The sequence below is a fragment of the Actinacidiphila yeochonensis CN732 genome (assembly GCF_000745345.1).
In the GTDB taxonomy this organism is placed as follows: Bacteria; Actinomycetota; Actinomycetes; order Streptomycetales; family Streptomycetaceae; genus Actinacidiphila; species Actinacidiphila yeochonensis.
On the sequence record NZ_JQNR01000002.1, the window covers coordinates 15,396 to 30,882 of the forward strand.

The 15,487-nt window shown below is 70.7% G+C and carries 27 protein-coding genes and 2 tRNA genes; 15 read left to right on the forward strand and 14 right to left on the reverse strand.

Features of this window, described 5'->3' with window-relative positions; translation table 11 throughout:
• Positions 1-198: 198 nt before the first annotated feature.
• Positions 199-489: a hypothetical protein gene (locus BS72_RS00350; protein ID WP_037905131.1), complete on the reverse strand. Its 291-nt coding sequence runs from the start codon at positions 487-489 to the stop codon at positions 199-201.
• Positions 490-623: 134 nt separating this feature from the next.
• Complete coding sequence (locus BS72_RS00355) at positions 624-1,214, reverse strand: hypothetical protein (RefSeq protein ID WP_037905134.1); 591 nt, start codon at positions 1,212-1,214, stop codon at positions 624-626.
• Positions 1,215-1,569: 355 nt separating this feature from the next.
• Between BS72_RS00355 and BS72_RS36130 the strand changes: the two genes are divergently transcribed.
• Positions 1,570-1,707, forward strand: a complete 138-nt coding sequence (locus tag BS72_RS36130) for a hypothetical protein (protein WP_157856096.1) — start codon at positions 1,570-1,572, stop codon at positions 1,705-1,707.
• Between the two features lie 109 nt (positions 1,708-1,816).
• Here BS72_RS36130 and BS72_RS36135 read toward each other — a convergent pair whose 3' ends face one another.
• The 9 genes from BS72_RS36135 to BS72_RS31805 form a co-directional block, all read right to left on the reverse strand.
• Positions 1,817-2,086: a hypothetical protein gene (locus BS72_RS36135; protein WP_157856097.1), complete on the reverse strand. Its 270-nt coding sequence runs from the start codon at positions 2,084-2,086 to the stop codon at positions 1,817-1,819.
• 686 nt (positions 2,087-2,772) lie between these two features.
• Positions 2,773-3,360: a hypothetical protein gene (locus tag BS72_RS00360; protein ID WP_037905137.1), complete on the reverse strand. Its 588-nt coding sequence runs from the start codon at positions 3,358-3,360 to the stop codon at positions 2,773-2,775.
• 39 nt (positions 3,361-3,399) lie between these two features.
• Positions 3,400-3,924 carry a hypothetical protein gene (locus BS72_RS00365; protein WP_037905139.1) on the reverse strand — a complete coding sequence of 175 codons (525 nt, stop codon included), beginning with the start codon at positions 3,922-3,924 and terminating at the stop codon, positions 3,400-3,402.
• Positions 3,925-4,129: 205 nt separating this feature from the next.
• A complete protein-coding gene (locus BS72_RS00370; protein WP_037905142.1) occupies positions 4,130-4,474 on the reverse strand; it encodes a hypothetical protein in 345 nt (114 codons plus the stop codon).
• Positions 4,475-4,524: 50 nt separating this feature from the next.
• Positions 4,525-4,821 (reverse strand): hypothetical protein, encoded by a 297-nt coding sequence (locus BS72_RS00375; protein WP_051950320.1) that lies wholly within the window; start codon positions 4,819-4,821, stop codon positions 4,525-4,527.
• A 727-nt stretch (positions 4,822-5,548) separates the two neighbouring features.
• A tRNA-Glu gene (locus BS72_RS00380) sits at positions 5,549-5,624 on the reverse strand.
• 174 nt (positions 5,625-5,798) lie between these two features.
• Positions 5,799-5,867 (reverse strand) — tRNA-OTHER (locus BS72_RS00385).
• 294 nt (positions 5,868-6,161) lie between these two features.
• Positions 6,162-6,452, reverse strand: a complete 291-nt coding sequence (locus tag BS72_RS00390) for a hypothetical protein (protein WP_037905143.1) — start codon at positions 6,450-6,452, stop codon at positions 6,162-6,164.
• Between the two features lie 130 nt (positions 6,453-6,582).
• A complete protein-coding gene (locus tag BS72_RS31805; RefSeq protein WP_051950323.1) occupies positions 6,583-7,011 on the reverse strand; it encodes a hypothetical protein in 429 nt (142 codons plus the stop codon).
• Positions 7,012-7,323: 312 nt separating this feature from the next.
• On the opposite strand from BS72_RS31805, the gene BS72_RS31810 reads away from it, so the two are divergent.
• The 6 genes from BS72_RS31810 (at position 7,324) to BS72_RS00425 (ending at position 10,580) form a co-directional block, all read left to right on the forward strand.
• Positions 7,324-8,058, forward strand: a complete 735-nt coding sequence (locus tag BS72_RS31810; RefSeq protein WP_051950325.1) for a hypothetical protein — start codon at positions 7,324-7,326, stop codon at positions 8,056-8,058.
• A 97-nt stretch (positions 8,059-8,155) separates the two neighbouring features.
• Entirely contained in the window at positions 8,156-8,521 is a 366-nt protein-coding gene (locus BS72_RS00405) for a hypothetical protein (RefSeq protein ID WP_157856098.1), read from the forward strand.
• 55 nt (positions 8,522-8,576) lie between these two features.
• A complete protein-coding gene (locus BS72_RS00410) occupies positions 8,577-8,936 on the forward strand; it encodes a hypothetical protein (protein WP_157856099.1) in 360 nt (119 codons plus the stop codon).
• 93 nt (positions 8,937-9,029) lie between these two features.
• Positions 9,030-9,299, forward strand: coding sequence for a hypothetical protein (locus BS72_RS00415; protein ID WP_037905150.1), 270 nt, complete (start codon positions 9,030-9,032; stop codon positions 9,297-9,299).
• A gap of 205 nt (positions 9,300-9,504) precedes the next feature.
• On the forward strand, positions 9,505-10,095 hold the full coding sequence (locus BS72_RS35045) for an LPD29 domain-containing protein (RefSeq protein WP_037905153.1): 591 nt from the start codon (positions 9,505-9,507) through the stop codon (positions 10,093-10,095).
• Positions 10,096-10,190: 95 nt separating this feature from the next.
• Positions 10,191-10,580, forward strand: a complete 390-nt coding sequence (locus tag BS72_RS00425; RefSeq protein WP_037905157.1) for a hypothetical protein — start codon at positions 10,191-10,193, stop codon at positions 10,578-10,580.
• Positions 10,581-10,852: 272 nt separating this feature from the next.
• On the opposite strand, the gene BS72_RS00430 is transcribed toward BS72_RS00425, so the two are convergent.
• From BS72_RS00430 to BS72_RS00435, 3 genes are read right to left on the reverse strand one after another with little or no spacing between them, the layout of a single operon-like run.
• On the reverse strand, positions 10,853-11,293 hold the full coding sequence (locus BS72_RS00430) for a hypothetical protein (protein ID WP_037905160.1): 441 nt from the start codon (positions 11,291-11,293) through the stop codon (positions 10,853-10,855).
• Between the two features lie 56 nt (positions 11,294-11,349).
• Positions 11,350-11,523 (reverse strand): hypothetical protein, encoded by a 174-nt coding sequence (locus tag BS72_RS36140; RefSeq protein WP_157856100.1) that lies wholly within the window; start codon positions 11,521-11,523, stop codon positions 11,350-11,352.
• Between the two features lie 28 nt (positions 11,524-11,551).
• Positions 11,552-11,758 (reverse strand): hypothetical protein, encoded by a 207-nt coding sequence (locus tag BS72_RS00435; RefSeq protein ID WP_037905162.1) that lies wholly within the window; start codon positions 11,756-11,758, stop codon positions 11,552-11,554.
• Positions 11,759-12,027: 269 nt separating this feature from the next.
• Here BS72_RS00435 and BS72_RS00440 point away from each other — a divergent pair, with 269 nt between their 5' ends.
• The 8 genes from BS72_RS00440 to BS72_RS00475 all read left to right on the forward strand — a co-directional run bounded on the left by BS72_RS00440 (position 12,028) and on the right by BS72_RS00475 (position 15,351).
• Positions 12,028-12,294, forward strand: coding sequence for a hypothetical protein (locus BS72_RS00440; RefSeq protein WP_232792166.1), 267 nt, complete (start codon positions 12,028-12,030; stop codon positions 12,292-12,294).
• A 71-nt stretch (positions 12,295-12,365) separates the two neighbouring features.
• Positions 12,366-12,626, forward strand: a complete 261-nt coding sequence (locus BS72_RS00445) for a hypothetical protein (RefSeq protein WP_051950327.1) — start codon at positions 12,366-12,368, stop codon at positions 12,624-12,626.
• 170 nt (positions 12,627-12,796) lie between these two features.
• Positions 12,797-13,228 carry a hypothetical protein gene (locus tag BS72_RS00450; RefSeq protein WP_037905166.1) on the forward strand — a complete coding sequence of 144 codons (432 nt, stop codon included), beginning with the start codon at positions 12,797-12,799 and terminating at the stop codon, positions 13,226-13,228.
• A gap of 136 nt (positions 13,229-13,364) precedes the next feature.
• Positions 13,365-13,625, forward strand: coding sequence for a hypothetical protein (locus tag BS72_RS00455; RefSeq protein WP_037905169.1), 261 nt, complete (start codon positions 13,365-13,367; stop codon positions 13,623-13,625).
• A gap of 77 nt (positions 13,626-13,702) precedes the next feature.
• Positions 13,703-14,113 (forward strand): hypothetical protein, encoded by a 411-nt coding sequence (locus BS72_RS36145; protein ID WP_037905171.1) that lies wholly within the window; start codon positions 13,703-13,705, stop codon positions 14,111-14,113.
• A 63-nt stretch (positions 14,114-14,176) separates the two neighbouring features.
• Positions 14,177-14,662: a hypothetical protein gene (locus BS72_RS36150; RefSeq protein ID WP_037905174.1), complete on the forward strand. Its 486-nt coding sequence runs from the start codon at positions 14,177-14,179 to the stop codon at positions 14,660-14,662.
• Between the two features lie 26 nt (positions 14,663-14,688).
• On the forward strand, positions 14,689-14,943 hold the full coding sequence (locus BS72_RS00470) for a hypothetical protein (RefSeq protein WP_037905177.1): 255 nt from the start codon (positions 14,689-14,691) through the stop codon (positions 14,941-14,943).
• Between the two features lie 123 nt (positions 14,944-15,066).
• Positions 15,067-15,351 carry a hypothetical protein gene (locus BS72_RS00475; RefSeq protein WP_051950329.1) on the forward strand — a complete coding sequence of 95 codons (285 nt, stop codon included), beginning with the start codon at positions 15,067-15,069 and terminating at the stop codon, positions 15,349-15,351.
• Positions 15,352-15,487: the final 136 nt, after the last annotated feature.

The following is a 15,487-nucleotide window of genomic DNA, read 5'->3' on the forward strand; positions in this document are numbered from 1 at the left end:
CCGGAGGGCGCGGCACGGCGGGCCGGAGGCGCGGCGGCAGGCGGCGGGCGCGGCAGGCGCAGCGGCGCGGCGGAGGCGGGCCGGCCCGAGGGCGCGGCACGGCGGGCGGCCAGGGCGGGCAGAGGCGCGGCACGGGGCGCGGCGACGGCAGCGGGCGCGGCGCGGCCGGGACGGCGGGCGGACGAGGCGGCGGGCGGCTTACTTGTCGGAGACGACCATGCGGCCGTCACCGGCGAAGTGGTCCTCCACGGTGAAGCGCTGCTCCAGGTGCTTCCGGACGGCGTTCAGCTTCCTCGTCCGGAGCGAGCCGTCAGAGCCCCACGTGGCGTGGCTCTCCACGTAGTCCACGACCACGCCGAGCGTGTGCGAGGTACGGACCTGAACTCCTTCGGACCAGCGCTGCCCGGAACGGCGCCCGGTGGAAGTCCGGCTCAGGCTGAATTCCTTGCCGAGGTAGTAGCGGACGGCTGAGTAGGTGGCCTTGGCCATGATCGGTTCCTTGTCTCGACGGCAGAAGCGTGGCGGACGCGAACAGGGCGCGCGCAGGCGGAGGTGGGAGCGGCCCGGTGGACGGGAGCGGCGCCGTCCGCCGGGGCCCGGCGGACGGCGCGGACGCGGCGGTCTCAGACGTTCATGCTGCACTCACGCCACACCTCGGCCCCCCTCTTGTCCTGCGAGGTCATGTGCCAGCGGCGAGCGTCGGCAGGGCAGCGGTACACCCGCTTCTCCGACTCGACACCCTCGCTGCTGAGCCGGGCGAGCTGAACCCCGACGAGCAGACGAAGCGCGCGCCACTGCGTGCCCTCGTGCACCTTGCGGCAGCGGCACTTGGAGCTGCGCACCGGCCAGCGTCGAGCATCCTGGGGCAACTCTCCGGTCTCAATGAAGGCCATCAGGCCCGCGCGGCGGACCTTAGCCCACCCCGTCCATCCGTCCTCGGGTGTGCCGATGACGTAGAAGCTGAGGTCCCAAGGACCTTCGGAACGCGGCTTCCCGGTCACCATGACAGCCGAACCGCCACGCCGCGCACCCTCGATCCGGACGCCGTCCCCCTTCAGCTGGCGCGACACCGACCAGCCGTGTTGATCCATCAGGGCAGCGATCGTCTCGCACGAGGAGTTGTTGAGGGCGGATGCGGTAATCACAGCGGCTCCAGTCCGGTCGAAGTGCGTAGCGGCCAGACGAAGCGCTTGCATCACCTCGCCCGGCGTCATTCATTAATCTACCTCACAGGCTCGCATTAATCAAGTTATATGTGTCGATCGGTGGATGGAGATTCGCGACTCTGGACGGCGAAGCGGTCCGACAGGGCATCGGGTGTCACGCTGTCACGCCCGAACAGCGGTGGGCCTAGCATCAGCTATTCATGCAGGTCAGAGCGCATTCCTATCGGGCGTGACAGCGAGCGTGACACCTCAGCGTGACAGCGAGCGTGACACTCGATGATCTTCGCCGCGTGCCGGAGTCCAACGAAGATGACTCGTCAGGCTGTGGTGCACCAAGAGGACTGAGGCGTGTCCCGGATTCGGGGGCCGGGCTGCTCTCCGCGCCAGCCGCTACGGTGAGCCGGTGAACAGCTCCTCTGGGGGCCGGCACGGTCAGGCCGCCGAGCGCGAACCTGCGGATCTGCCGTGGAAGGCGGCGCGCGCGTACGTCCAGGACGTCAACCTGGGCCGGCTGCGTCAGCAGCACGCGGGCGCGGCCTGAACGGTCTTCACCGAGGCCCTGGTCAATGCGACGTGATGCACCGCTCGGCAAGTTGGTTCATGCGTGCGGGGAGGCGTAGCACGCAGTCGGACCGCATCAACCTGTTCCATCAGCTGATCGACGGCACCAGCGACCGCGACACCCGTACGCCGAGCAGCAGCTGCAGCGACAGCGGCCCGACGGTGTCGGGTGCAGCATGCAGCGGTACAGCGGTGCAGCGCTCCCCGGACAGCCGCAATTGGGACAGCAGCCGGTGCAGCGGCAGCACGTGCAGCGGCGGGTGTGCAGCAGTCGCTGTGCGGGCCTTGGGGCGGTGCAGCAGCCTCTCGCAGCGGCAGCGGCAGCGGCAGCGGCGCTCGTTCGGCAGCGGGTGCAGCATCCCGCCCCAGGTAGCAGCAGCGTTGCAGCAGCCCGGAGCAGGTGGAGAGTTGCAGCACGGAGGCAGCCAAGTCGCGTTGTCGAGTCGCATGCAGCAGGGTCGCTGGCGCCGCGTCATGGCGACGCGCTGCACCTCGACGGGCGGGGCGGCGGCCGTCGCGGGCTCCCGTTCGGTGGCGGAACCGCAACACCCCGGGCCGAAGTCGGCAGCACGTGCGGAGCGTGGCGGGACGGGCGGGAGCGGGGCGACGATGCAGGCAGTACGGGGCCCGGCGGACGGGCCTCGACTGTCACTGACGGATGAGCAGGTCAGCAGGGGGACACCACTTGGGCGGGCGAGCGACGCCGAAGTTCGCCGGACAGGTTCGGACGGTGCCGGACACCAGCGGACAGTGTCGGACGGCGCCGCCCGGGTCACGGGAGCGGATCTCCGGTAGCGGATGACCACGTCTGGCCAGCACGGGGCTGGAGCGGAGGGGCCGTGGTGCGCCATGTGCGGAGGCCACCGTGCCGGGGGAGCGTCGGCGTCCGCCCAGCGGGACGGTGTCCGCCGGACGAGGTTCTCCGCGGCCTGTCGGCGTTCGATGGTGCTGCCGGTCAGGAACACTCCAGACCAGAGCCCGTCCGTGCTCCTCGCACGTTGCCCGGACGGGCCGCCCTCTCCCCCTGCCGCGTGGGCAGCAGGTCTCACCGTCCGCTGGCGAGATCCTCGTAGGCGGCTACCGCCCTGCCGGCCAGCTCCTGCTCGACGGACTTCACGACCTTGAGCGCCTCCTGGTCCAGCCGCTCGGGGTTCAGGACCTCGAAGAGGTGGTCTCCGTCGAGCGACAGGCGCAGCCGCTGCTCAGGCAGACCGCGAAGGGCTCGGCCGGCGAATCCCGTGGCCGCCGGAGAACGGGCCTCGTCGTCGGTGAAAGCGGCCTCGTCCAGGTGCTCCAGCGCATCCCGGGCCAGTTTGAGGTCCTGGTTCTCAGGAGGCGGGTCCTCGCCCCGCTCCCGTGCCAGTCGTCCGCGCCACCTCTCCAACTGGTGGGCACACCACACCAGGAGGTGCTCCTCGGCCCACTGCGTACGGAAGTCGAGCTCGAGTTGCTCGGAGCCGGGGCTGAAGTCTTCACCCCGGTCGTGGGCGCGCACGTTGTCGGCGCTGACCTGACGGGCATCCCGGGTGCGCCGGGCCTGACGGATGACGGCTTCGGCCCATACCCGTACGAAGTGCCGGGCGGTCTCCTCGGCTTCCGTCGGCTGGTCCGGCTGGAACCACTGCTTGTCCATCTGGGAAGGCTAGACGCCTGCTGGCGGTCGACGGCGTGACTACCGGCGCCGCTGCTGGTCGAAGGCGTCCATCATGGCCGCGAAGGTCTGGTCGCTGGCCGCGGTGTGCGCGGGCGAGGCCAGGTACGTCTGCAGTTCGTCGTAGTCGCGGCGACGCTCGGCGGCCCACCGACGGCGGAAGGCGGAAGTCCGGGGGCTGGCTGCGACGCGCGCCGCTTCCTCCGCGGCCGTGGGGTGCGGTGTCTCCATGCCGTGTTCCAGTTCCAGGGTCGCCAAGACGTCCTGGCCCTGCGCTCGGCGTTCCAGCCACAGCGGCAGCCCCGGGTGTTCGGCGAACATCAGCCGCAGCCGCTCGCGCCCCTGGGCGACGGCCGCCAGCCGGGCCAGCTCTGACGGGAACTCGGCCACGGGGCCCGGCAGAGCCAGGGACGGCAGTTCCTCGTGACCGGCCAGTCCCAGTGCGGCTTCCAGCCGTGCGGCCTCGCGCTCTACGTCGAGGGGGCGCGACGACGCGGGGTCCTCCCCATTCTCGCCGTCTGCCGCCTCGGCCTGCGGGTCCTCCATGTCCGTCCCACCCTTCCCGACAGCCGCCTGACCAGGTCGAAGCGTAACGGGCGGCGGGATGACGGCCGCGGCCCGGGCAACGTCCGTCGGCGGCTGGCGGCCGGCGGCCGACGGCAGCGGTCGTCCGCCTGTGAGCGCAGGGCTGACCGTCGGGGCGGGGCCGCGGAATGCGCGCCCGGGTTGGGCAGAGCCGAGGCATCGTGGGTCAGTAGTCCGAGAGCGGGCCGTAGTGATGCTGGTGAAGGTCGATGGTCTCGTGGATGTCGGTCTCGGTGAAGCCGCACGTCTCGGGCGAGAGCGTGCCGCTGGAGAAGTCGATGGAGATGTCCAGCAGCACGCCGAGCAGGTCGTGGAGGTCGCGCGGCGGCAGGGTCAGGGTGTGGCGAGCGCTGCCGGGGAAGAGTTGCGCGGTGACGAGGTGGGCCAGGAGGTGCCATTGCGGATCCCACCGGCTGAGGAGGTCGGCGCACAGGTGGCGGGCGATGGCGGTGGGCAGGATGACGATCGGCGCGGCGAGCATGACGTTCGGCCGGCAGCGGTAACGGGCCACGGAGCGCTCCTTACGGGGACGGCGGAACGGGCGGGGGCTGGGATGCGGGGTCACGAGGAGGCGTAGCCCACGAACAGCCAGGTGCCGTCGTCCACCGGGATCGCCCCGGCGGGGCCCCACTTGTCACGGATGCGCTCGTCGTCGCTTTCCAGCAGGTGCTGGGCGTACTGCTCGGCGGCGGCCGGGGACATGGGGCTATCCGCGACCAGCACGAAGTCACTCTTCTCGGCGATCGTCCCGGTGTATCCGCCGTGCCCGAACTCCCAGGCAGCTTCTTCCTTGGCGCCGAGGAACGCGTTCTCGACGTCCTGGTTCGAGCCGGAAGTGATGAAGTCGTAGGCACCCATGCGTGATGACTCCTATCCGGCAGCGCCGTGGTAGGGCCGCCCGGGGACTGCGGGACAGATTCCCGTGACCTGCACAGCAAGCGTGAGGGCGTGCGCGCGGCGGGGCGGGAAGCGAGTCGGTGCGCGGTCCTCGGACCGGGCGGGTCGCATGTCCTGCCCCGGGCGGAGCCTGCCGGGACGGGGAGCAAGTCCGTGCGCGGTGTGAGGGGCCGCGCGGCTCACATGTCCTGTCCCGGCAGGCCGGGGTCGGGCGATCGCGCCCCTCGCGGGGCCATCGCCTCTGGGCACCGCTGGGCGGCGCGTCAGCGGGGAACGGCTGCTGCTCCCTGCCCCGGACGAACCGGAGCGGGGAGCAGCGCGGGAAGACACTCGCATCGCTCCGGTCCCGGGGCCATGACGGGCCGGCGCCGGCGCACCGCCGGAAGGGCGGGGGTTCCGGGCCTGGCGGCCTGTCAGAGGGTGTTCCGGGCCGGGACTGCGAAGCGGGGGCCGTCCGATGGCCGTTCCCAGGGCCGTACGGCCCCGCCCAGGTGGGGCCGGGAAGGCCGTACGACGCCGTGAGCTTGCGGGGCGTGATCCCGCTCCTCCCCCACACGGGGGCGTGCTACCAACACCAGAGCTCCAGAGAGGAGCTACCCCTCCTTCGACCCGTACCGGTGATATCAGGCCGGGCGAGTCCGCTTGCCGCGCCGGTGCGCCCTTTTCGCAAGGGCGCACCGGCGCGTAGTACCCCCGGCGGGATTCGAACCCGCGGTCTTCCCCTTGAGAGGGGGACGAGTTGAGCCGGACTACTCCACGGGGGCGTGGATTCCCGCCGTCGGCCGGGGACCGGATCAGGTAGGGCCCGCGAAGGGCTTGCTCGTCACCTTCCCCGGCCGACGGCCGGGCCGCGCGTGGCCCCTTCCCCAGGGACCGCGTGCGGTGCGTGTCGACAGGCCCGGCTCGGCTGGGGGAGCCTCGCCTTCCCGCTGACACGTCGTGAACGGACGGGATTCGAACCCGCATCCAACCCCGCAGGGTTGCTCTGCCAATTGAGCTACCGCTCCAGAGGGAGCGTTCCCCCCTCCTTCAACCCGTCCAGTGATCTGCTGGGCGGGTCCATCTGCCGTGCTGGTGTGCGCCCTCTCAACGGGGACGTCGCCTCTGGAGGGGCGCACACCAGCACTTCGTAATCCGAGGGGAGTTGAACCCCTGCCCTCGATACCTCAAGGGCAGCTCCGGTAGCTGCGGACCTCCCGGACAGCCTGAATCGGCCGCTTCTGACTGTCCGGCGTCTTGCGGGGTCGATCACCCCCTCTGACACATAAAGAGTACCCCAGACTCAGACCCTAAGTCAAGTTTTATGTGTCATTGCTGGTCTGAGTCATCGCCGATTCCGAAGCCAGCCGTGCGCTGCGGCGGGCGAGCATGCGCGCCTTGATCTGGGCCTGAGTGGGCCGCTCCCACCGGTGGAGCCCCTTGCCCGGCATCCACCATCCACCATGCACACCGCCGGCCCGGCCACACCAGCGGCAGCCGTACGGGACAGGCGGGTGACCGTCCGGGTATCGGATGTGCCCGCGCAGCATGCCGGTGGCTTCATCGCGGCGCCCGTAGCCGCGCAAGTGCTTCGTCGGGTCGTTCGTGGACATGGGGGCGACTCCTGGAGCAGTCGGATGGGAGGCGGGGCAACCGCCGAAGCGGCGGTACGGCGGGTGGAGGAAGCAGAGCCGGCCTGCTGGCAGGCGCCGGGCCGTGCACGAGACCCAGGGAGCCAGCCGCTCAGCAGGCGGCGGACGTCGCTTCGGGCCGGTAGGGACCACGGAAGCGGTGCGGGATGCCAGCGGCCGGAGTGCCCTCGGCGGGCAGCCCCTCGCGAGGGCCGTTTCCCGCCCACAGCCAGACGCCCAGGGCGAGTTCGTCGGTCGCGGCGTCGCGGGCCTCGCGGGACCCGTAGGCGGTCACGAATACGTCACCCTCGACATAGAGGGCGAGCCCGTAGGTCACGTCGAGGAAGTCGTCGAAGTGGGCGACGACCTGGTACGGCGCATCACCCAGGTCCCAGCCCTCGGTTCCCCACGCGTACACGGCGCTCCATCCCGCGGGCAGTTCGCGCGCCCAGTCGTAGCCGTCGCCGGTGTGGTCCTCCTCCGGGCACGTCGGGAGGACGCTGGCGGGGAACTCGTCATCAGGGAACAGCGGGTGGGGCATGGGAGCGATCCTCCAAGGGCGGGTTCGTGTATTCATTAATCTACCCATCAAGACACCTTGAGTCAAGTTTTATGTGTCATCACCTACGCTCGACGCTTGCTGCATCGGGGCGCCGACACCCCGAAACGGCCGCAGCGCCTTTCAGTCGACATCGACGGGCACTTGACCCGGCACTGACGGCCGGACGGGAGCCGTGATCTCCTGGCGCCACCCCCGCATTGACACATAAAACTTGACGCACGACCGACCATTGAGGTAGATTAATGAACACACCGCGAGGGCGTGCCGCCCTCGCCTCGCCAGGGAGAGCCCATGAAGCGCAGCCTTCGCCGCCACCTCGAACGCTCGGTCAACGCCACGTGGGGCAAGAACCCCAAGTCCCGTGCCGGCATGGTCGGCGCGCTGCTGCTCTTCCCCGACGACGCTTTCGCCGACGCGCCCTCATGGCACCCGGGCGAGGGTTTCGAGAACTGCACCGGCTACTCCTGGCTGCGCTCCAACGGCGACGGCACCGCTACCGCCGTGGTCGCCGGTGTCGGCCCCAAGGAGCGCCCGGCGTACGACGGCGGAGTGTGGACCGAGGAGGAGGTGTGGACCGTCACCGCGCCGGAAGAGCGGCTGCTGGAGGTCTCCTCCCTGTGGGACAAGCCGCACCGCATCACCTGGATGCTGGACGAGCCCGGTGCGGTCATCCACCGTGAGCCGTACGCCGCCCACCCGGTCGCGGCCGCATACGCCTACTGGGAGCGGTTCGAGAAGACCTGGGGCTTCGCCCCCTTCACCCTCGAATACGGGCGCAACCCGCTCGGCGACGGCCGCCGGTGGCTGCTGCTCACCTCCGAACCGGGCTGGGACAACATCCCTGACGAGTCCGACCTGCTCAAGGTCACCCACACGCTCGCCGGCCTCTTCGGCGCCGAAGTCCGCGTCTACCGCTACAACTCCGCCCGGCGCCAGGTCAACGGTCCCATCGAGCGGCAGATCTTCCACACGCCGCTGGCTCTCAAGCCGATCATCGCCGCTCTCAACGACCTCGGGCGCCCGTAGCGGGGGCGCGGGCCCGGCTCGTCGCCGGGCCCGTGATCCGGACGCACCCCCGAAGGCCACTCGCCCACCGTCACGCCCGACCAGAACCGAGGACTCCATGACCTGGCCTGTGGCCTTGCACCCCGGCGTCGACATCCGCCTTGAGCGGCTGATCCTGCCCGACGAGGCACTGGGCGGCGGACTCCTCATCACCCCGCCCGACGTCGCTGCGGCCGCTCGCCGGCGCCGGGCCCTGTTCGTGACCCTCACGGAGCGGCTCGGCCGGAACCCGTACGACGCGCGGCTGGGTACCGCGCCCGCCCGGCTCCCGGGCCACCGCGGTCCCGCGTACGCCTCCGTCGTCCAGGACAACACCGAGGCGCTTCACGTCTGGTGGCGCTGGAGCGGCCTCCGCTCTTCCGTCGAGGTTCTCGACGTCGCCCTCACCCCGCACCTGCCCCCAGCCCCGGCGTTGGGCCCGTGAGCCTCCGAGCCGGGCACGGATGCAGCAAACCCCTCTCAGCCGATCGGAGCTCGCGTTGAACCTCGTACAGCAGTACGTCCACCTCGACCTCGACGCCGTTGCGGCCGTCACCCCCGAGCAGATCGACGCCTACCTCTGCCGCACTCGGTGGGTACGCGGTGAAGTTCTCCCACCGGATATGCAGGCATGGACGCGGCCCGGCAGCGAGCCCCTCCCCGACCACCTCCAGGCCCTGCGTACGGTTCCCGCCCGCCGGGCACGGCTCATCTGGCCTGGGTACGTCTCCTCGCCCATCCGCCGGCGGCGCGACTACGCCGCCCGCGTCGAGGAACTTCTGCTCGCCCTTGGCCTGTTCGAGCGCCGCCTGGCCTCCGCCGTCCTCTTCGATATCGCCGCCGGGCCCGGCGCTGCGTGACACATAAAACTTGACAGCCTTCCGTCCGGAGAGGTAGATTAATGGAAGAAGGGCGGGCGCCACCGCCGAAGACCTCCAGAGACGGAGACTCCCGTGTTTCTCGACATCGCCACCACCGACGGCACCGCCGCGTTCGTCCGCACCACCACCGGCGAGCGCTTCGAGCGGGACGTCGACGTCCGCGTCACCAGCCCCGCCCACGACCGCTACAACCACACCGGCACCATCACGCTCGTGTACATGAAGGACATCGAGGAGATGGTCAACGGCAAGCCCACCATCATCCTTTCCATCCCCAGCGCGTCCGTGGTCTTCCCCGGCGGCACCATCGAGATCCCGACCGCCATCCTCAGCATCAACTAGGGCGGCCCGCTCGCCGCGGGGTCCGGCTCCCCCGCAAGGAGTGCGGCACGAGGGCCGATCGGGCTCACCCCGCCGCACTGGCGCCGGTGGCCCGGACACCCTTCCGGCGAGTGACACATAAAACTTGACCTACGGCAGCACTGAAGGTAGATTAATGAATGCGCAGGGAACGCCGGCGCAGCAGGACACCGGGAGGGACCACACCATGAACGACACCGTGATCACCATTGCCGACATCACCGCCCCCGCCTACCGCGCGCTGCGTCTGCCCCCCGGCACGGTCATCGACTACCGCGGCTCCGTCACCGACGCCCACGGAACCTGGACGGTCCAGCCGTGCGCCTGCGCCGGATGCGCAGCCGGCGTCCTGCTCGGGCGCTCCGCGACCCGCTACCAGCTGCGCGGCACCGATGGGCGCACGCCGGGCCCGGGCCATGTGCGGCACACCTCCGTCGTGCCGGTCATGAGTGAGGAGGAGCGCAACTACGCCGGGAGCCATATCTCCACTCGCGTCACCGCCATCCACTTGCGGCGCGTACTGCGCGCGGCCTTCCCCGGCGTGAAGTTCTCGGTGCGCTGTGGCCGTCGTGACGCCAAGGGTCTGACGCCGTACGAGATCACCGTCACGTGGTCCGGTGGCCCGACCCGCACCGCCGTGGCCACCGTGACCTCCCCGCTGCTCGCCACCTACGGCACCGCTGAGGAGCGGCGCGCTCGCCGCATCAGCGTCACCACCGGCGGCCGCACGCACAACGGCTCCCCCAGCGTCTACGCGATCCACCTCCGCCGCCGCTGAACTGCCCAGTCCGGGGCCGGTTCGTCACCGGCCCCGGTACCCGCGCTCACCCCACGGCGCCGCTGCCGGCCCCGAACTCCAGGAGGACTTCCGCCATGACCCATCGCACGAGCGACGCTCTCACCCTGCGTACGCCTCTTCCCGCTATCCCGGGAGCCGGGAGCCTCGGAATCCGCGTCACGTACCCCACCAACGGCCCGGACGGCTTCACCACGGCGCTGCTGCGGCTGCCGAACGACTACACCGTCGCGGTCGTTCACTCCCCCCGTCGGCAGTGGGCCGTGGCGCAGCGCCACTACGTCGTCCCCGGCACCGGCGTCACCGACCCCCGGCCGCTGCTCGTCGATCCCTTCACCGGTGTGCGCGTACCGCACGGCATCGTGTGGGACTGGCAGGGCGGCCGCGGCATCTCCTCCGTCCTGCGCGCCCTTGCCCCACTCGATCGCGCGCCCGACCTCTACATCGGCAAGAACGAGACCTCCTGACCCGGATGTCCCGGAGGCCGCCGCCTCGCACTACGGCGGCGGGCGGCACCGGATAGGGCGCCGCGCAGCGCGGCTGAGTGGAGCCCGCCAGGCAGTCCAGCGAGCACCGAACCGGGGCAGCCAGCCAGAGCCGGCGCGAGGTGTCACGCTGTCACGCTCGCCCGCATCTCACTCCGCACGCACCCTTCCCCCAGGTCAGAGCGTTTCTTGCGTCTCCGTGACAGGCGGCGTGACACCGGGCCCGGGGGACACCACGGCCCGGCGGCCCTCGGTCAACTCACGAGGGTGAACCGGTCCGTGGTCCGCTCGCGGCCCCGGCGGTCGCGGTAGGCGAAGGTCGGGGTGCCGCCGTCGACGCGGGAGACCTTGCCGTCGTAGTGCCACCGTCCCACCTTGGCGCGGGTGTACTCGATCTCAATCGTGACAACGCGATCGCGCGGGCCCAGCCTCGCCGCGTTCGCAGCGTCCTCGGGCGTGGCGTAGAGGATCGCGGCAGCTGCGGCGTCCGGCCGGTAGGCGTTCGCGAAGCGCTCGGCGGACATCGCGCTGTGCGTGACGAGCGGCTTGCCGCGCCAGTCCGTGCCGTAGATGTCGAAGGCGACGGCGGGCCCCGTGTCGGTCTCCCAGATGCGGGTCACCTTGACGCGCGGCCAGTGCGCGGCCCCGTCCGCACGGTCATAGGCCAAATTCTCGTGGATGTCGTTGGTGTGCACGGTTCCTCGTCTTCAGTGGCGGCAGTGCGGCGGGTGACGTGGCCGGTGGGCGGCGCTCATCCCGACAGGGACGAGTACCGGATGGCGGCACGCTTCGCGCCGCTGCGGTCGCGCTGCCGGTTGGTCCCGGTCGCGTGGGTGCCGCTCGCGGCAGAGCGTCGGAGGTTCTGAACCGCAACCATGCGGGCGTGGTTCTTGCCGAAGCGGGTGTGGCTGTTCTTCTGCTTCACGGGTCTGCCTCCTTGTCGGGTTGGGTTTCTACGGCGTGCTCAGACGGGCGAAGACGAGGCGGCCTGCTGCCTCGTCGGGATGCCGGTTGCCGGTCAGGGCGTCGAGCGCGATGTACAGCCCTGCGAGTTCGCCGTCGTTGCGGGCGTCTGCACGCGGCGATCCGGTCCGTGCCCATCCCTGGCGGTCTCGGATGGTCTCCATGAGGGTGTTCACCGCGGCGGTGAGGTCGTCCACGGTCGGTTCCTTCGTTCGTAGCGGCCGGCGAGTGCTTGCTTCACCCGCTCCCAGCTATTCACTAATCTACCTTGAGGGACGCTTACTGTCAAGTTTTATGTGTCACTCGCGCAGCGCCGCACCCCCTCACGGAAGCCTCGGGCCCGTCGATCGAATGACACATAAAACTTGACCTCAACCCATACGGTGGGGTAGATTAATGAATGTCGGAACGGGGTGATGCAAGCGCCCCGAACGCCGCTACGGAACCCCGCAGGACAGGAGCCACCATGACCGCCATGCTCGCCGAGGCCCCGACCACCCCCGCCCGGCCCCTGGAGGTCGTGGACTTCGACCGGATCGTCTGCGACCAGTGCGACCGCATGTCCGCCTTTCTCGACGACGAGGACGAGGGCACCGAAGCCGCGCACGACGCCGGTTGGCACGTCTACAACCGGGACGACTGCGGCTGCCCGATCCTGTGCGGCGACTGCGCCGAGGACTGGTGCGGGGCGCGCGACGACTCCCCCCGACTGTTCGGGATGAGGGTCGTCTGACCCCTCCCTGGCGGGCCGTACCTGGCGGCCCGCCCCCGCCCCGGCTACACCCCACCTGACGAGGAGCCCACATGCACCCTGACCAGCGCCAGCAGCGAATCCGTTCGCTCCTCCTCACCGCTTCGCCCGAGCAGCTGCGGGCCGCGCTGGAGTCGGTCCTCTTGGCGACTGCATCGGCCCAGCGCGAGCGCGACGTTTCCGACTACGGCATCGACGGATGGCGGTCGTCGCAGGTCGTAGACGCCGAGTTCGAGGCGCGCAGCGGTGTGGGTGACGAGGTCGACGGCTCGGTGCTCACGGCCCTTGAGGCCGAGACCGGCACCGGCGCCTGAGCGGCACGCGGGGTCCAGGCGGCGCCTCGCCGTGCGCCTGGGCGAGAGCACGGGCCCCGCCGCAACGGGCCCGCCACAACCCACCGTGCGAGTGCCGCACACGATCGATCTGCGGGCCGCAGGTTTCCATCCGCCCCCACCGTCCGCCCTTCGCGCATCCGAGGAGTTCCATGGCACACGAGAGCAACCGCCGCGAGCAGCCGGCAGTCGGCGCCCGTCCCGCCCCCACGCTGGTCGGCGTGAGCGCGCTGTTCATGCCCGACGAGTTGGAGTGCCTGGTCCGCACGGCGGCCGAGGCGATCTACGGAGACGCGGACGACCTCAGCGTCCGTCAGCTCGACATGGCGGCGCGCGCCCGCCACCTGATGGACCTGGAGGCGGGCGACGGCGAGCCGCCCGCCGTGAGCGGCGCAGCCGTCCTCGCGGCCTCCCTGCGCGCCCTGGCCGTACAGGGTCAGGTCGGAGTGGACCTGTACGCCGATCACTTCGAGGTCGTCGGCCCCGACGACGTGTCCCTGTACGCCGCGCGTTGCCACGTCACGGCGGCGGACCTGGCAGCCCTCCTCGGCATCCCGGAGCACGTGATCCACGACGCCCGCTGACGTGATGGGCCGACCAACCATCAAGTGACACATAAAACTTGACTGTCACCCGTCCGGTGAGGTAGATTAATGAATGTCGGGACGGGGTGATGCAAGCGCCCCGGACGGCCGCTACGGAACCCACCGAAGGAGTCTCATGTCTCTCGCCATCTCCCCCGAAGGCACCTACGACGTCCGCCTGGACGAGCCCGCCCCGTTCAACTACGTCGTGGCCACCAAGCGCAGCGTGCCCGGCTCCCAGGTGGCCGAGGTGGCCCGCGAGCTGATGGCGAAGGACGCGGTGGACCACGCGGAGGTGTGGAGCCAGATCGAGCGCGCCTACATCCCGTCCGCCTACCAGGTGAAGGTCTTCGACGTGACCGGCGAGTGGCCGGTGCTGGTGCCCTTCCAGTTCTGACGGAACGGGCCGCGCCCCCGGACGGGGCGCGGCCCGGCCCCGCCCGCATCTGCCTCACTTCCCGGAGGGACTTCCCGATGAACAGCAATCCGCGCGCCGTCCGCCTCTTCCCGCACCGTTGGTGCACCTCCGTCGGCCGCCTGGTCGTGGTCGCCGGGGTTCTGCCCGCTCTCTTCGGCGGGGCCGCCTCGGTCATGCTCCTGGCGCTCGTCCTGGTCGGCGGCCTCGGGGCCCTGATGCTCGCCTGCGCGCTGCACGAGAGCCGGTCCGGTCACCACCGGCCCGCGCGGGCCGTGTTCGCGCTCACCACCGACGCGCTGCTGGTGCTGGTGGCCACCGGGCTGCTCCTGGGCGCCCTGCTCGCGGGCACCGGCACCACGCCGCTGCTGTCGGCCAGCGGAGCCGCCACGTTCCTCGCGGGCATCGCCGCCCTGTGCACCCTCCAGCACCTCGCGCACCGCCGCTCGCACCGGCGCCGCTACCGCTGAACCCGCCCCGGCCGGGCGCACCGAGCGCCCGGCCGGTCACGCCTCCGACCCCAGGAGTCCTGGTTGAGCCTCCCTGAGCCCACCGAAGAACTCTCCCCCGGCCTCCCCCATCGCCTGTGCGGCAGGCTGCACGAAGCCGTCCTGGTCCTCGGCGTCCCCGCCGTGGTCGTGGCCATCGCCTACGGCGGCCCCGCCATGTGGGCCCTGCTGTTCTACCTCGGCGTCATCCAGCTCGCCCTGGTCCTCCTCACCGTCTCCACCGCACTGCCGCCGCAGGAAGCGGCGCCGACCCTCCGGTCCGGGTGGGCAGCCGTCGCGGCCGGGACGGACCTCCTGGTCCTCGGCGCACTCGCCTGGTTCCTCCTGCGTGCCTGGTTCGACCCCGGTACGGCCGCCGCCCCCGCGCCGACCCCCTCCGCCTTCTGCGCCGTCTTCTCGGTCCCCGTCCTCGGCGCGCTCCACCACGTCGCCCACGACCGCGCCCTGCGTCCCGTCGCGGCTGCGCCGGGAGGGGACGCCCACCCCGGCACGGACGACGCGCAGAACTGACGCGCCCCTCGACCCGAAGGAAACCCATGCCCCTTCAGCCCAGCGCCCGCCGCTTCAACGCGACCGCCGGCTACCTCCCGCCGGACCTCCAGGACCCCGACACCTTCCCCGTCGTCGTGCTGGCCGGGTTCCGGATCGGGGCCTTCGTCACGGACGAGGGCACCGTGTACATCGGCGTGGACAGCGAGTTCGCGGACTCAGAACTGCGCTCTCCCGACGGCACGATCGCCGTCGAGTTCCGCGTCGACAGCCACCCGAGCCAGTACAACTGGTGCGCCTGACGATCAACAGAACGACACATAAAACTTGACTCGCAGCACGACGTCGAGATAGACTAATGAATATAGAGGGGGTGGTCATTCCGATGGGGGTGACCACCCTGCCGTCACCGAAGGAGGAACTGGATGCCGCAGCCGCTCCGCGAGAGCCTCGCAGATGCCCCCGGATACGTGTGGATCATGTCGCGCGGCGAGCGCAGCGAGGGCAGCGAAGTGGTGGAGGTGTTCACGGATCCGGCTTTCGCCCTGGACGAGTTCGCCGCCGAGGCGAAGCGGCAGGGCTTCCCGCGCTCGGAGAAGGTGCGCGTCATGCTCGAATTCCACCTCTTCGAGCGCGGCGTGGACTACCTGGAGCTGCGGCGGCACCCGGTGCGGCAGCGCACACCCGGACCCCGGCAGGCTTCGCGCTGACGGGAGTGCGCCGCGGAGGCCGGCTCAACCCGTTCACACCTCCACCGCCTGACACATAAAACTTGACCAATGGGCACCCCGAAGGGTAGACTAATGTTTATTGGTGGGGAGGCAAGCCCTGCCGGCGGACGCTACG